Below are 14,464 nucleotides of genomic sequence, written 5' to 3'. Positions count from 1 at the left end.
GGGTCAAACCCGTGCATTCAGATGTCAGGGAGAGAGACAATGTTGCATGCGACTACAACGAATGAATTGGATTTCATGTTCGACAGCGTTGCAGAAACGATGTCGCGCCGCGAAATTGCCGACCTGCAGGCCACCCGCCTGCGTGTCATGCTGCAACGTGCCTATGATCACGTGCCACACTACAAGGCAGCATTCGACCGCGCAGGCGTGTTGCCATCGGATCTGAAGACAGCTGCGGATATTCGCCACTTTCCCTTCACCCTGAAAACCGACCTCCGTGACAATTATCCGTTTGGCATGTTCGCCGTGCCCTTATCGGATATGGGGCGATTGCATGCCTCTTCCGGGACAACCGGCAAGCCGACCGTGGTCGGATATACCTTGGATGACGTACATCGCTGGTCCGAGCTGATGGCGCGTTCGATGGCTGCCGCGGGGATCCGGCCCGGTGACGTTCTGCACAACGCATATGGCTACGGCCTGTTTACGGGCGGCTTGGGCGCACATTACGGTGCCGAGAAGCTGGGCTGTGTGGTTGTGCCTGTCTCGGGTGGTGGCACTGAACGACAAGTGACTTTGCTGAAGGACTTTGGCGCGCGTGCGCTTTGTTCAACGCCGTCCTACGCCCTTAATATTGCGGAGGTCGCCGAAGGCATGGGTGTGGATATTGCCAAGCTGCCCGTGCGACGCGGGCTTTTTGGCGCGGAGCCGTGGTCGAATGAACTCCGCCGGGAACTTGACAGGCGGTTGGGTGTCAAATCCGTCGATATCTACGGCCTGTCCGAGGTCATGGGACCGGGCGTTGCATGTGAATGTGATGTCGCGACGGATGGCCTGCATGGGTGGGAGGACCATTTTCTGTTCGAAGTGATCGACCCCGAAACGCTTGAACCCTTGCCGATGGGGGAGACGGGAGAGTTGGTGATTACAACACTGACCAAGGAAGCGATGCCAATGGTGCGGTACCGCACACGCGACATTACGCGTCTGACGGATGAACCCTGCCGGTGCGGGCGCACCCATGTGCGTATTCTGCGGGTCGATGGCCGCGATGATGACATGATGATCATCCGTGGCGTCAATGTTTACCCCTCTCAGGTCGAAGCGGTGCTGGTCGGACTGGACGGCCTTGCACCCCACTATCAGATCAGGTTGTTCAAGGAGGGTGCACTGGATGCGATGGCTGTCGATGTGGAGGTACTGCCGGACGCCCCGCAAGACGCCGAAGCGCTTACCGCTGCTTCCAGAGATGTCCGTCATCACATCAAATCGATCATTGGGGTCAGCTGCCAGGTCGATGTGAAGAAACCCGGCGGCATCCCCCGTTCAGAAGGGAAGGCAGTGCGGGTTATCGACGAACGATAGGCGGCCCCATTGCTTCCCCTGCCGGAAGCAAGGGTTCTCCGCCGGGGCAGGTCGCGGACCCGCGCCTTTAGATTTCGAATTTCCGTTCCAAGGCACCGACGTCGCCCGCGTTCTCGCAAACGGATGTCGAATAGGGCTTTCTCGGACCCCGGTATAGGATACCGGTATTCATGCCATCATCAGTCATGATGCGGCGGGCCGCCCGGGCGGGGTCGTCGGTTTCGGGCACGCTGGCAACATGGACCTGATCTTTCCACGCCTTTTCATCCGGGCGGAATGTCACGCAGGGGCTGAGGATTTCAACGAAGGAGAATCCAGGATGGTTGACGGCTTCGACGATGGTTTTCGTGCATCCCTTGATGTCGCCGGAAAACTCGCGGGCGACGAAGTTTGCGCCCGATGCCAAAGCAATCACCAGCGGATGGAAGGCGCGCAGGCCTGTGCCGCCGGGGGACAAGGCGCTGTCCCAGTCGGATTCGGTGGTGGGCGATGGCTGGCCCTTGGTCATGCCGTACACCCGGTTGTCCATGACGATATAGGTCATATCGACATTGCGCCGACAAGCATGAAGGAAATGGTTGCCGCCAATGGAAAAGCCATCGCCGTCCCCGCTCATCGCCATGACGGTCAGATCGGGGCGCGCGACCTTCAGTCCCGCCGCCACTGCCAGTGACCGGCCATGAACACCGTGGAACCCGTAGCAGTTGGTATAGGCGGGGATTCTGGATGAACATCCTATGCCGGAGACCACGGCGATCTCTTCTGGCGGGCGGCCCAATTGCGCCAGAGCTTTGGTGATCGACATCAGGACGTGGAAATCACCACACCCCGGGCACCAGATCGGAGTGATGTCGGATTTGAAGTTCCCTGCCTTGAGACCGGATTGGTTCATTGGTTTGCCCATTCTTCAATTTCGGCTGCGATTTCGTCGGGTCCGATCACATGCGGACCTTCCCGGTTGAGGTTTCTGACGTCGTACGGCAGATCGATGTGCGACCGGACGTGCCGACGGAATTGCCCGGAATGGCTTTGCTCGACGAACAACACGCGCTTTGCACCTGCCAATGCGTTCTTCAGCGGCTTTTCGGGAAATGGCGCTATCTGGCGCAGCGAAACAAGCCGCGCGGGAACACCCTTTTCCTTCAGCATGTGCATAGCCTCTCGGGCGGCACCGGTCAGGGATCCCCAGGTCAGGATGACGGTATCGTTGTTGCTGTCGCCCTCGCTCACGCCCCAGTGGTTGCCATAGTCGAATTGGGCAATCTTGTCGTGGCGTTTGTCCATATGCACCTTCTGATCGACCCTGCTGCTTGAAGGTGATCCGCGTTCGGTGTGAGTCAGACCATCGGCGGTATACTGTCCGCCTGTCTGGCCAGGGATGGACATGGGCGATACGCCATCCGCCGTTATGGCATAGCGTTGATAGGCATCCTCGGATTCCACAAAGGGTTTGCGCCGGGTCATGAAGGTGACATCGGCGGGGCGGTCGATCAGGACCCGGGCCTGACCAATGGATTGATCCGACAGGACAAGTACCGGTGTCTGAAGGGTCTCTGCGATGTGGACCGCCCATTGACCTGTGAACAGGCAATCCGCCACGCTGAGCGGCGCAACCACGACGTTGTTTGCATCTCCATGTCCGCCGTAGACCGCAATGTTGAGATCGGATTGTTCCGACTTGGTGGCGATCCCTGTCGATGGGCCGACCCGCATGACATCCACGACAACCAGCGGGACTTCTGCTGCCGCGGCAAGGCCAAGGCTTTCCATCATCAGGGACAATCCGGGACCGGAGGTTGCGGTGATCGAGGGTCGCCCGCCGAAAGATGCACCAATGATCATGTTGATTGAGGCCAGTTCATCCTCCGCCTGCACCAACGCACCGCCGATCGACGCAAGGGACGGTGCAAGGTACTCCAGCACCTCGGTGGCAGGCGTGATCGGATAGGCGGCAGCAAACCGGACGCCACCGCGCAACGCGCCAAGGCCGACGGCCTCGTTTCCGGTGATCAGCCAGCGGTCCTTCGTGCCCTTTTCGGCGGGTGCGAGCGCGTATGACATATCCATGCCGTTTGCGGTGCGCATGCCGATTTCAACGCAGGCAAGGCTGGCCTCGATTGCCTTGTCACCCTTGCTTTGGAGTTTGTCCGAAATGACGGTACGCAGGGCGTCGGGTGGCATGTTGATAAGCCCCGCAACAAGACCTGCGGCGATCATGTTTTCACGGCCACCGGGCACTGATCTGGCAAGTTCCCCGATGGGGCATTCTATGATCGTGCAGTCGGCTTCGGTGACTGCACGTGGTGGTGCGCCTGCCGCCGGGTCGCATATGACCAGCCCACCGGGCGCCACTGGCATGGCGCCGATGAAACGGTCCGCGTTTTTCCAGTCTATGGCGACCAAAATGTCGAATTCCTTGACCATACAGGCCGCATGACTGGCGCTTAGCCTTACCAGTGCTGCCGCCTCGCCGCCCCGAATTTGTGGCCCGACGGACCGTGTCAGAAGGCCGTACCAGCCGGCCTTTCCTGCTGCCTCGATCAGCATTGCCCCGGATGTCATCGCACCGGCGCCTCCTGTTCCGACGACGGCAAAGGATACGCTTTTCGAGGGTGTTGATCTGCTTGCCATGTTGCGTCTCGCTGCTGGTGATCACTGCCTTTTGGGCGGTTGCGGGATGAAGGTCCGGATTTCAGTGTTGACCTTAATTAAGTATTGCGGTACCAATTTACGGTAATAGAGAAATTAAACCCTGTCAACACACCTCGACACGTCGTCGAAAGACAGGGTTACGCAAGGCAAAGGGAAGAAGCTGACATGCCAAGACGCTGGATGATGGTTTCGGGGGACGCACCACTGAAATGTGAGGAGTTCGAACTTCCGACTCCGGAAAGCAATGAGGTCGTCGTCGAGATTGCCGGCTGTGGCGTGTGCCATACAGACCTCGGCTTTTATTATGACGGTGTGCGCACAAATCACGATCTGCCGCTTGCCCTTGGCCATGAGATCAGCGGCACGGTCTGCGCGGTCGGTGCGGGTGCCGAAGATTGGTTGGGTCAGACCGTCATCGTGCCTGCCGTCATGCCGTGTGGTGAATGCGACGCCTGTCAGCGCGGCAAGGGCACAATCTGTCGTCGGCAGAAGATGCCCGGCAATGACATTCAAGGCGGGTTTTCCAGCCATATTACTGTGCCAGCACGTGGGCTGTGCCCCGTGGATACGCAAAAGCTTGCCAAGGTCGGGTTGTCGCTTGCCGATGTGTCGGTCGTCGCCGATGCGTTGACAACGCCCTATCAGGCCGCGGTTCAGGCCGGGGTCGGAGAGGGCGATCTTGTCATCGTCAACGGGGTGGGTGGCGTTGGCGGTTATGCGGTGCAAGTGGCTGCAGCGCTTGGCGCTCGCGTCGTGGCAATCGACGTCGTCCCCGAAAAGCTGGACGCCATCGCCAAATCCGGCGCGTCCCTCACGCTGAATGCCAGCAAGATGGATGCGCGGGACCTGAAGAAAGAGATCGCCGGTTTTGCAAAGGCAAACGGACTGCGCAGTTCGGAATGGATCATCATGGAGTGTTCCGGCACGGCCGCGGGACAGAAGGCGGCGTTTGGTTTGCTGAACCATGGGGCCACGATGTGCATTGTCGGCTTCACCATGGACAAGCTGGAAGTGCGGCTGTCCAACCTGATGGCCTTTCACGCGCGCCTTCTGGGCAACTGGGGGTGCCCGCCCGAGCTTTATCCCGGCGCGCTGGAACTGGTGACAAGCGGCAAGGTCAAGCTTGACCCGTTTGTCGAACAGCGCCCCTTGGACGACATCAACAAGGTTTTTCAGGCCGTTCACGACGGCGCCGTCGTGCGCCGTCAGGTTCTGGTCCCATGACAATGGAAAGAAAGAGGCAACCCAATGAACTATGCTAAATTCGATTTTGTCTCGCACGATCTGGTTCCTGATGACGTGCGCAACGGCATCACGGAGAAGGTAATCTTTGAAAAACGTCCGGCCAAATTGCCGGATGGGACCATTGCAGACGGACTTTTCAATGCTTGGATTACCCTTAACAATCCGGCGCAGTTCAACTCGTACAACACCGCCATGGTCAAGGCCGTCATCCTGGCGTTCCGCGCGGCGTCAAACATGCGCGATGTGAATGCGGTGGTCTTTACAGCGGCTGGCGACAAGGCGTTCTGCACAGGTGGCAACACCAAGGAATACGCCGAATACTACGCCGGGCGGCCCCACGAATACCGCCAGTACATGCGCCTGTTCAACGATATGGTTTCGGCCATCCTGGGGTGTGACAAGCCAGTGATTTGCCGGGTCAACGGCATGCGAATCGGCGGCGGTCAAGAGATTGGCATGGCTTGCGATTTCTCCATCGCACAGGATATGGCGCGGTTTGGACAGGCCGGCCCCAAGCACGGATCGGCAGCGATCGGCGGGTCGACCGATTTCTTGCCGGTGATGATTGGGTGTGAGCAGGCGATGAACTCCGGCGTACTGTGCGAAAGCTTTACCGCTCAGAAGGCTTTGCGGTTGGGCATCCTGACAGACATTGTACCAGGCCTGAAGGTGGATGGTGAATATATCGCCAACCCGCTGGTAGAGACGCGGATGGTTACGGATGAATGGGGTCGCCTGCTGCATGGTGAGATGAAGCAAGGCGCCGCCCTTTCGGAGGGCAAGGAGCTTATCATGCGAGGAGAAATTGACCTGAGCGCGCTGGATGCAAAGGTCGATGAGCTTTGCGGCAAGCTGCTGCTCACTTTCCCGGATTGTACAACCAAATCGGTCGAGGAATTGCGCAAACCCAAGCTGAATGCCTGGAACGCGAACAAGGAAAACTCCCGCGCATGGCTGGCCGGCAACATGATGACCGAAGCCAACATGGGCTTTCGGGCCTTCAACGAAGGCGACCGGGAGGTCGGCCGGGAAGTTGATTTCGCGCAACTGCGAAAGAACCTGGCAGAAGGCACCAAGTGGACGCCGGATTACATCGACAGCATGATGCCCGGTGCACAGAAATGAACGACGTGCTTGGCATAACAACGACGCTTGATGGAAAGCTGCGCCGCTTGAGGCTCAATCAGCCCAAGGCGAATATCATTGACGCTGAAATGATCGCGGCTCTTGATGATGCCTTGGCAAAGGCGGAAGGCAATCGTGATCTTGTCGCAGTACTGATCGAAGCCGAGGGGCCGCATTTCAGCTTCGGCGCTTCGGTGGAAGAACACCTGCCAGACAGCTGCGCGGATATGCTGAGCGCCCTGCACGCGTTGATCCGGCGCATGGTTGCATTTCCGCTGCCCTTGCTGGTTGCCGTGCGCGGTCAGTGTCTGGGCGGTGGATTGGAAGTGGCCATGGCCGGACACATGATCTTTGCCACGCCTGATGCCGGTCTGGGCCAACCTGAAATGATGCTGGGTGTCTTCGCCCCGGCGGCGTCCTGTCTGATGCCGGATCGTGTGGGGCAGGCCCTTGCGGAGGATCTGCTCTATTCCGGTCGGTCCATCAGTGGTGAGCAGGCGGGGAAAGTCGGGCTTGTGGATCACGTAACACCGGAGCCTGAAGCGGCTGCCATCGCCTATGTGGATCAGCACCTGAGATCGAAAAGCGCCAGTTCGTTGCGCATGGCGGTGAAAGCCGCGCGCGCCGGATACGCCCGCCAGATTGCAGCCCGCATTGATGAGGTAGAGGCGCTGTATCTTCAAGACCTGATGTCAACCCGTGATGCGGTGGAGGGCTTGCAGGCCTTCCTCGCCAAACGCACAGCAGTATGGGAAAACAGATGACTGGAAAAACCGTATCCGAAATCGTCGCGCGCTGCGAAGCGCTTTATGACGACCTGAATTTCACCGCTGCGCGGGAATGGAAAAAGGCCAAGAAGGGGCGCAAGGTCATCGGTTACCTGCCGGTGTACGTCCCCCGGGAGTTGATCCATGCCGCAGGGATGCTGCCGCTTGGTATAATGGGCGGGGGCGACAAGCTTGAGGTGATCCACGGCGATGCCTACTACCAGAGCTATATCTGCCGGATCCCACGTTCTACCATCGAACTTGGGGTGTCTGGGCGTGTGGACTTTGTTGATGGCATGCTCTTCCCGTCGATCTGTGACGTGATCCGCAATCTCAGCGGAATGTGGAAGATGCTCTTCCCGGATGTCTATTCCAAGTATTTCGATGTTCCCCAGACCTACAAGGATGATATCGGGGGCGTGTTCTACACCGGAGAGATGCGCGAATTCCTGCATGATCTGGAGCGGATCGGCGGGCGCAAAATCAGCGATGATGACATCCGAGCCTCCATCGAGGTTTACAACGAAAATCGTCGCGCGATTAATGAACTCTATGCCCTGCGCGCGGCCGAGCCATGGAAAGCCCCGGCGTCAGAGGCCTATCTGGTAGTCCGCGCTGGATTGGTGATCCCGGTGGAGGAACACACAGCCCTCGTGCGTGATTATATCGCTGCTGCAAAGGCTGAAGACAGACCGCTCAAGGATAATTCCCGCGTGGTGCTGACCGGCATGTTCTGTGAACAACCGCCGCTGAACCTGATCAAGTCACTGGAACTGTCAGGTTGCTATATCGTGGATGACGACTTTGTTCTGGTCAGTCGCTGGTTGCTGGGGGATGTACCGACAGATGGCGATCCGGTGCACAACCTCAGCCAGGCTTTCCTTCACAGTTCGATGTCGACTGCGGCCAAGTATGAACCGGATCAGGCCGAGAAGGGCCAGTTCCTAGTGCGTGCCGTGCGGGATTCCGGGGCGGAAGGCGTCATCTTCGCCTCAACCAGCTTTTGCGATCCGGCGCTGCTGGACCGGCCCATTCTGCAGAATGTGCTGAAACGCGCTGATATTCCCTACATCGCGTTCAAATACGCCGAGAACTCCGGTCAGATGCAACCCATCCGGGAGCAGGCGGGAACCTTCGTGGATTCAATCAAATTGTGGAGCGCAGCATGAGAACGACCCTTGCCAAAGCCCAGCCCGAAGACGTCCTCAAAGACGCCTCGATGATCAAGCAAAAGCAGATGATGGCCGCACATTACGAGCGTCTGTCCAGCGCGCCAGAATCGGGCGCCAAGGTTGCTTCGACATTTGTGCCGGGCAACCTGAACGAACTGATCATGTGTTTTGATCTTGTGAACAACCTGCCTGAGGTCAACGCGATCCAGTCCGGTCTGCGTAAACAGAGTGGCCAATACATCATGGAAGCGGAGCGTGCTGGGCATTCCGAAGATGTCTGCACTTACGTCAAATCCGATATTGGCATGATGATGAAGGGCAATATCGGACCCAACGGGAAGAAGCTGCCTGATCCGGATGTGCTGCTGTTGTCCTACACGGGCTGTTTCACCTTTCTGAAGTGGTTCGAATTGCTGCGTGAGCAGTACAAATGCCCGACGATTTTCCTGCAGACGCCCTATATGGCCGACGGCAAGGTAACGCCGAACATGATCCAGTACATGGTCAAGCAGTTGAAGGAAGACGTGATCCCGACGCTTGAGGAAGTATCCGGCGTCAAGTTCGACATCGATCGGCTGCGCGAATATCTCAAGAAGTCGGCGCAGGCGGAAGACGATCTGGTCTATATCCTTCAGACCGGCAAGAACAAACCGTCACCGATTGATGCCTATTTCGGTGGCATCTATTACATCGGGCCGATCTTCGGCGCGTTCCGGGGAACGGATGACGCAATCGACTACTACCGGTTCCTGCGGGAAGAGGTGGATGAACGGCTGCTCAAGGGGCTGGGACCGGTCACGCCGGATGGCCCCATGGCCGAAGAGAAATACCGTATCGTTGTGGAGGGGCCGCCCAACTACACATCGTTCCGCCAGTTCTGGAAAATGTTCTACGACGAAGGCGCGACCGTGGTGGCATCCAGCTATACCAAGGTGGGTGGCACGTATGACTACGGCTTCCGGCATGACCCGGACAGGCCGCTGGAATCGCTCGCTGAATATTGTCTTGGTGTCTACACCAATCGCAGTCTGCCGATGCGGATCGACATGCTGAGCGACTACATCAACGAATACGAAGCGGACGGGCTGCTGATCAACTCCATCAAGAGCTGCAACAGCTTTTCAGCCGGTCAGCTTCTGATCATGCGCGAGGTTGAAAAGCGCACGGGCAAGCCAGCGGCCTTCATTGAAACAGATCTGGTGGATCCGCGATATTTCTCGGCCGCCAACGTCAAGAACCGCCTGGAAAGCTATTTCCAGATGGTCGAACAGAAACGCAGTGGCAAGGGAGCGGCGGCATGAAAACCTTTGTAGGCATTGATCTGGGTTCGACGACCACCAAGGCCGTCCTGCTTGATGAAGATGAACAGGTTCTGGGGCGTGGCATCACGAACTCAAGGTCGAACTACGAAACCGCGTGTTCCGTGGCGACCGAGGAGGCCAAGATTGACGCGCGCTTCACCCTGTTCCGGCGTGAATTCGGCGCAAAGGGCGAGTTGAGCGACGAAGTCGAGGAATTCCTCGGCGCCCTCGAACGGTCCTTCCGCCTTGAGCAATTTCTGGAGCAGCTTGCCGATCTGGAGGAAACTTGCACCCGGCTTGTGCGCGGGGAACGGTTTGCGAAGAACGCAGATGGTGTCAAACAGGCGCTGGCCGAGGTCTTCAAGCGCCTGCGCGCAGAGGCGCCTGCGATGTTCGCACCCGGTGCGGAGCGGAAATCGGATTTCTTTCGTGACATTGCCGGTTCACGGTACCTCGCTGTGGCCGAGGAAGTCGGGCGCGATGCCGGTATCGGGTACGACATTCTTCTCAACATCTATGACAAATCCATCATTGCAGTCGAAAATCGCCCGCCTTCCGGCAGCTTGAATGCCAAGTTCAACAAGGCGCTGGAGCGGGTCACGCAAGATGCGGGCATGGGCGAGGGGCTGGCAGACAAGGCCACACATGCCCTCAATATCGAACTTGAGGAAAGCTATCTGGTAGGGACGGGCTATGGCCGGGTCACGCTGCCATTTTCCAAGGAACACATTCGGTCCGAAATCCTGTGTCACGGGCTGGGCGCGCATATGATGTATCCCGAGACCCGTACCGTTCTGGACATCGGTGGACAGGATACCAAGGGTATTCAGGTCGATGCCAATGGCATCGTCGAGAACTTCCAGATGAATGACCGTTGCGCTGCGGGCTGTGGCCGCTATCTGGGTTACATCGCGGATGAGATGAACATGGGTTTGCACGAATTGGGACCGATGGCCATGCAGTCCGAAAAGCCCGCCCGTATCAATTCGACCTGCACCGTGTTTGCGGGTGCGGAACTGCGCGACCGTCTTGCCCTTGGTGAAAAGCGCGAGGATATTCTGGCCGGTTTGCACCGCGCCATCATTCTGCGTGCAGTGTCGATCCTGTCCCGGTCTGGCGGGGTAGCGGACCAGATGACCTTCACGGGTGGCGTCGCCAAGAACGAAGCGGCGGTGCGGGAACTGAAGAAACTGATCGCCGAGAACTACGGCGATGTCACGATCAACATCAATCCGGATTCGATCTATACTGGCGCGCTGGGCGGCGCGGAGTTTGCCCGGCGCGCGGCTGAGGGTCGTGTGGAAGGAGTGGAAGCATGACCTTAACAGCAGGTATCGATGTCGGCACAGGGGCCGTCAAAGCGGTGATCTTCCGGGTGGAGGATGGCAAGGAAGAATGGCTGTCCAGCTCCACGTTGCGGATACGCCAACGCGACCCGATGCAGCTTTCCCGGGAGGCTTTTGAACAGGCGCTTGAAGATGCGGGCGTTGCAGAAGCCGATCTTGATTATGTGGCAACCACCGGTGAAGGGGAGGCCATTCCCTATCACACCGGTCACTTCTATTCGATGACAAGCCACGCGCGCGGCGCGCGGTTCCTCAACCCCGAAACGGTTGCGATCCTCGATTGCGGTGCGCTGCATGGCCGCGCCATGATCACGGATGAAAAGGGCAAGGTAACCAACTACAAGATGACCAGCCAATGTGCGTCCGGATCCGGTCAGTTTCTGGAAAACATCGCGCGGTACCTGGGTATCGCCCAAGATGAAATCGGCAACCTGTCGATGCAGGCGGATGATCCTGAAGAGGTTTCTTCGATTTGCGCGGTCCTGGCGGAGACGGACGTGATCAACATGGTGTCACGTGGCATCACCTCTCCCAACATCCTCAAGGGCATTCATCTTTCCATGGCCAGCCGCCTGGCACGGCTGCTGAAATCCATCGGGGTCAAGAACGATCTGATCATGATGACTGGTGGTCTGGCGCTTGATGAGGGGCTTTGCGAGGCGATGCGCGAACAGCTTGCCAAGATGAAAGGGGTCGATGCCACCGTCGTGAACGATCCCAATTCGATCTATGCCGGTGCCATCGGCGCGGCACTCTGGGGGGCGTTCCGGTACGAAAAGCTCGCCAACAGCGGACAGATGCTCAAGGCATCCTGAGGACCAGATAGGAGGAAATTGAAATGGCGCTCATGATTGTTGACCCTTGCACGGCCTGTGATGCCTGTGAACCCGTTTGCCCGAACGAAGCGATTTCGGTGGGTGATCCGCATTATATCATCGATCCGATGAAGTGCACCGAATGCGTCGGTGAGGAGGACGAACCGCAATGCAAGCTGGTCTGTCCGGAGGCCTGCATCATTCCCAATCCCGATTGGGAGGAAACCCAAGAGGAGCTTCAGGCGAAATACGACGCGCTGCAATAGGGGCGAGAAATGCAAGGGTGATGCGCGCCATGCTTTGAAATGGCGCGCGGCTGGATCCAAGCCTGTCGGGTTTCACCGACTTGGCTGGAGAATGGATTGGCCGCACCATTTCAGGATGGCGTCCGTGTCTGCGGGCAACTGTTCTGCTAGGCCACCTGAGAAGTCCTTGAACGCCCCGAGGCTGCCGTTACCGACCCCCACCAGAACAGGGATATCCCTTTCAACTGCCTTGCTGATGGCTGAAACAAATCCTCGCCCACCGGCCTCTTCCGGTCCGAATTTGTTCAGGATGAACAGATCGGCCTGATCAATTGGCAGTTGCTCGACGCATGTAACGGCTTCGGTAATGGCCGCCGGGTCCAGCCTGCACGCATCGGAGCCTTCGCCAAGGTCCTGCGTGATCTTGATGATGGGCCCGGTGGGCAAAACACGCACTTTCATGTCACATCCGTTCTCAAACCGGCTTTCGTGACTGCTTTCCTTCACGATCCCTGCCAGAACCGCGCCCGAAGCCAGAAGGTGGTCAGCGATGGTGCTGAGGACGAGGTCAGTCTCGCCCCTTTTCGATGAATTTACATACGCGATTTTCATAGTGTTTTTCTCGTCGCTGGTTGTCTTGCTCGCTATGGTCTGCTTCGGCAGCATGTGCGGGCATACCGGACAGAACGAAGATGCCTAACAGTATGTCCAAAGGTGGTCTGTCACCTTGACCCTGATCAAGTCTTTGTTTTGGGGGGTCGGTAGATGTGTCTCGTGAACGCAAAAAAGTCCTGACCATCCAGAGGATGGCCAGGCAGTTGCGAATGGAGGGCATAGGGAGTAGCCCGCCCATTTGTCGGCGGTGTCATCAGAGTTGTCTTTGCAGCGGAATACGTTGGGCTGGCGCAAAACCCATTGCGCCGAGATAGCCGATCAAGTTGGTATCGTTCCAGTCGATCTCAGTGCGGACGCTTTCCACCTGCAGGCTTTGCAAGTTCATGATAAGCGTAGCCATCAGCGCATGTCCGACCCCGTCATTCTGAAATCCGGGGTCGACACCAACGGTGTCCATGACAGCCTCAGCGCTGGCGCGCCCGAATTCACCAAAGTCGACGCGGGCCATGATGAACCCAATTGGAAACCCGTCGCGTTCTGCCACAAGCGAAACCCGCACACCGCTCTGATTCAGGTTCTCTTCCTGCTTGCGGGCGAAATAGTCCTGCCGTCTGCTGCCATAGTTTGCCGCGTCGATCGAAATGATCTTCGCGAGATCGCTTTCTTCCATCGTGCGGACCGGGATGCGGTCCCGGGACAGGGCATTTTGCGAATCTCCCACGGGAGAACTGTAATCGATCTCTGCCTTCTCTTCGGCGTCCTCAAGGATCTGGCGCAACGCCGCCGTGTTCCGCGTGAGGATCACACGCGGCGCGGGTCCAAACCCTTCATGTGCCAGAAAGCTGAGCACATTCCACTGCGCCCAGTCCAGCTGACTTGTCAGAAGCGCAACACCCTTGTGTCGCAGGATCTTCTCAACCTCGTTCAGAAGCTGTTTGCCAACACCATGCAGTCCGTGCTTTTGCTGCACACCGATTGCGTCCAGCGAAGCGTTCCAACCGGGTTTGCCGAATTCACCCTGGTTGATCTTGGCAAAGGCAAAACCCGAAAGGGCCTCCTCTTCGAAGGCACCTACAAAAACATAGTCGCGCGGATTGTCCGTCGCCGCTTTGAGCCGTTTTTCGAAATAGCCACGCCGCGAGACGCCTGAAGCCGCCTTGTCGATGGCGATGACGGGCTCAAGATCAGCAGCCGATAGCGGCCGCGTTCTTGAGATGGATTTGGTGGCTTGCATGTTAGTGGCCTCGCTGGGGTTAATGGGCAGCGGAATAAGCGGTTGAAAGTTCCATGTCGGTGTCGGAATCCAGTAAGTCTTCCAGCGTCGGCAAGAGGGCCATTTCTTCTTTCTGGATGTGGGCGAACATGCGTTCGATCAGCTCTCCCGTGGTGTTGCGGAATGCTGTCCAGCTTTCGGTGGTGAACCCGTTTGCAAGTGCTTCACGTGCGAGTCTACCGACCTCCTCGCCAAGGGGCAGAAGCGCGCGGTGTTCGCTACGCAGATGCTCTCCGATGCTGACGTCTCCCATCTCTTCCAGCCTTGTAAAAAGCTCGTTTTCCTCAAAGGCAAAATGGTCGCTGATTTCTTCTTCAATCGCACCAGTCGCTTTCTCAAGCGTACTGCGAACAGTCGGATCGGTTGTGTCTGGTGCCTTCTTGCGCGCGCGCGCGATAAGCTGATCAAGGGCTTCGATGACCACAATCGTCTGCTGGTGGTCTTCATGCAAAAGCTGGGCTGTTCGGCGTGTGAAACTCATTTTGGTCACCCTCACCTTTTCTCTAAATATGTATACTAGTACTACAATACCATAATAGCAAT

14 protein-coding genes are annotated in these 14,464 nt (G+C 57.8%); 9 read left to right on the top strand and 5 right to left on the bottom strand.

The window, feature by feature from the left end; all coding sequences use genetic code 11:
* The first annotated feature begins 39 nt into the window (after positions 1-39).
* On the top strand, positions 40-1,365 hold the full coding sequence (locus AB4X18_RS07080; protein WP_370399429.1) for a phenylacetate--CoA ligase family protein: 1,326 nt from the start codon (positions 40-42) through the stop codon (positions 1,363-1,365).
* A gap of 67 nt (positions 1,366-1,432) precedes the next feature.
* Here the strand turns inward: AB4X18_RS07080 and AB4X18_RS07075 are convergent, their stop codons facing one another.
* Positions 1,433-2,257, bottom strand: coding sequence for a 2-oxoacid:ferredoxin oxidoreductase subunit beta (locus tag AB4X18_RS07075; RefSeq protein ID WP_370399428.1), 825 nt, complete (start codon positions 2,255-2,257; stop codon positions 1,433-1,435).
* Positions 2,254-3,996, bottom strand: a complete 1,743-nt coding sequence (locus AB4X18_RS07070) for a 2-oxoacid:acceptor oxidoreductase subunit alpha (protein ID WP_432817228.1) — start codon at positions 3,994-3,996, stop codon at positions 2,254-2,256. Before AB4X18_RS07070 ends, AB4X18_RS07075 begins: the two co-directional genes overlap by 4 nt.
* Positions 3,997-4,182: 186 nt before the next feature.
* Here AB4X18_RS07070 and had point away from each other — a divergent pair, with 186 nt between their 5' ends.
* Genes had through AB4X18_RS07030 form a run of 8 tightly spaced genes read left to right on the top strand, consistent with a single transcriptional unit; the run spans position 4,183 to position 12,054 of the window.
* Complete coding sequence (gene had / locus AB4X18_RS07065) at positions 4,183-5,241, top strand: 6-hydroxycyclohex-1-ene-1-carbonyl-CoA dehydrogenase (RefSeq protein WP_370399427.1); 1,059 nt, start codon at positions 4,183-4,185, stop codon at positions 5,239-5,241.
* A 24-nt stretch (positions 5,242-5,265) separates the two neighbouring features.
* On the top strand, positions 5,266-6,387 hold the full coding sequence (gene oah / locus AB4X18_RS07060; RefSeq protein ID WP_432817227.1) for a 6-oxocyclohex-1-ene-1-carbonyl-CoA hydratase: 1,122 nt from the start codon (positions 5,266-5,268) through the stop codon (positions 6,385-6,387).
* A complete protein-coding gene (locus AB4X18_RS07055) occupies positions 6,384-7,151 on the top strand; it encodes a cyclohexa-1,5-dienecarbonyl-CoA hydratase (RefSeq protein ID WP_370399424.1) in 768 nt (255 codons plus the stop codon). The genes oah and AB4X18_RS07055 overlap by 4 nt, the downstream gene beginning before the upstream one ends.
* The gene (bcrC, locus tag AB4X18_RS07050; RefSeq protein ID WP_370399423.1) at positions 7,148-8,323 is read left to right on the top strand and encodes a benzoyl-CoA reductase subunit C; all 1,176 of its coding nucleotides are present in this window, start codon (positions 7,148-7,150) and stop codon (positions 8,321-8,323) included. Before AB4X18_RS07055 ends, bcrC begins: the two co-directional genes overlap by 4 nt.
* Complete coding sequence (bcrB, locus tag AB4X18_RS07045; RefSeq protein WP_370399422.1) at positions 8,320-9,627, top strand: benzoyl-CoA reductase subunit B; 1,308 nt, start codon at positions 8,320-8,322, stop codon at positions 9,625-9,627. Before bcrC ends, bcrB begins: the two co-directional genes overlap by 4 nt.
* Positions 9,624-10,946 carry a benzoyl-CoA reductase subunit A gene (bcrA, locus tag AB4X18_RS07040; protein ID WP_370399421.1) on the top strand — a complete coding sequence of 441 codons (1,323 nt, stop codon included), beginning with the start codon at positions 9,624-9,626 and terminating at the stop codon, positions 10,944-10,946. The genes bcrB and bcrA overlap by 4 nt, the downstream gene beginning before the upstream one ends.
* Positions 10,943-11,788: a benzoyl-CoA reductase subunit D gene (gene bcrD / locus AB4X18_RS07035; protein WP_370399420.1), complete on the top strand. Its 846-nt coding sequence runs from the start codon at positions 10,943-10,945 to the stop codon at positions 11,786-11,788. The genes bcrA and bcrD overlap by 4 nt, the downstream gene beginning before the upstream one ends.
* A gap of 23 nt (positions 11,789-11,811) precedes the next feature.
* Entirely contained in the window at positions 11,812-12,054 is a 243-nt protein-coding gene (locus AB4X18_RS07030; protein ID WP_370399419.1) for a YfhL family 4Fe-4S dicluster ferredoxin, read from the top strand.
* Between the two features lie 72 nt (positions 12,055-12,126).
* Here AB4X18_RS07030 and AB4X18_RS07025 read toward each other — a convergent pair whose 3' ends face one another.
* From AB4X18_RS07025 to AB4X18_RS07015, 3 genes are all read right to left on the bottom strand, one after another.
* On the bottom strand, positions 12,127-12,645 hold the full coding sequence (locus AB4X18_RS07025; protein WP_370399418.1) for a DUF2478 domain-containing protein: 519 nt from the start codon (positions 12,643-12,645) through the stop codon (positions 12,127-12,129).
* Positions 12,646-12,901: 256 nt separating this feature from the next.
* Entirely contained in the window at positions 12,902-13,882 is a 981-nt protein-coding gene (locus AB4X18_RS07020) for a GNAT family N-acetyltransferase (RefSeq protein ID WP_370399417.1), read from the bottom strand.
* A 19-nt stretch (positions 13,883-13,901) separates the two neighbouring features.
* Positions 13,902-14,402, bottom strand: a complete 501-nt coding sequence (locus AB4X18_RS07015) for a hemerythrin domain-containing protein (protein ID WP_370399416.1) — start codon at positions 14,400-14,402, stop codon at positions 13,902-13,904.
* Positions 14,403-14,464 lie beyond the last annotated feature (62 nt).

The sequence above is a fragment of the Sulfitobacter rhodophyticola genome, from assembly GCF_041281685.2.
Lineage (GTDB): Bacteria > Pseudomonadota > Alphaproteobacteria > Rhodobacterales > Rhodobacteraceae > Sulfitobacter.
The sequence above is the reverse complement of the archived record's forward strand: the minus strand, read 5'-3'. Positions and strand labels throughout refer to the sequence as shown.

Coding starts and splice junctions, on each gene's coding strand:
- AB4X18_RS07080 (WP_370399429.1), top strand. CDS start 40: ATGTTGCATGCGACTACAACGAATGAATTGGATTTCATGTTCGACAGC.
- AB4X18_RS07075 (WP_370399428.1), bottom strand. CDS start 2,257: ATGAACCAATCCGGTCTCAAGGCAGGGAACTTCAAATCCGACATCACT.
- AB4X18_RS07070 (WP_432817228.1), bottom strand. CDS start 3,996: ATGGCAAGCAGATCAACACCCTCGAAAAGCGTATCCTTTGCCGTCGTC.
- had (WP_370399427.1), top strand. CDS start 4,183: ATGCCAAGACGCTGGATGATGGTTTCGGGGGACGCACCACTGAAATGT.
- oah (WP_432817227.1), top strand. CDS start 5,266: ATGAACTATGCTAAATTCGATTTTGTCTCGCACGATCTGGTTCCTGAT.
- AB4X18_RS07055 (WP_370399424.1), top strand. CDS start 6,384: ATGAACGACGTGCTTGGCATAACAACGACGCTTGATGGAAAGCTGCGC.
- bcrC (WP_370399423.1), top strand. CDS start 7,148: ATGACTGGAAAAACCGTATCCGAAATCGTCGCGCGCTGCGAAGCGCTT.
- bcrB (WP_370399422.1), top strand. CDS start 8,320: ATGAGAACGACCCTTGCCAAAGCCCAGCCCGAAGACGTCCTCAAAGAC.
- bcrA (WP_370399421.1), top strand. CDS start 9,624: ATGAAAACCTTTGTAGGCATTGATCTGGGTTCGACGACCACCAAGGCC.
- bcrD (WP_370399420.1), top strand. CDS start 10,943: ATGACCTTAACAGCAGGTATCGATGTCGGCACAGGGGCCGTCAAAGCG.
- AB4X18_RS07030 (WP_370399419.1), top strand. CDS start 11,812: ATGGCGCTCATGATTGTTGACCCTTGCACGGCCTGTGATGCCTGTGAA.
- AB4X18_RS07025 (WP_370399418.1), bottom strand. CDS start 12,645: ATGAAAATCGCGTATGTAAATTCATCGAAAAGGGGCGAGACTGACCTC.
- AB4X18_RS07020 (WP_370399417.1), bottom strand. CDS start 13,882: ATGCAAGCCACCAAATCCATCTCAAGAACGCGGCCGCTATCGGCTGCT.
- AB4X18_RS07015 (WP_370399416.1), bottom strand. CDS start 14,402: ATGAGTTTCACACGCCGAACAGCCCAGCTTTTGCATGAAGACCACCAG.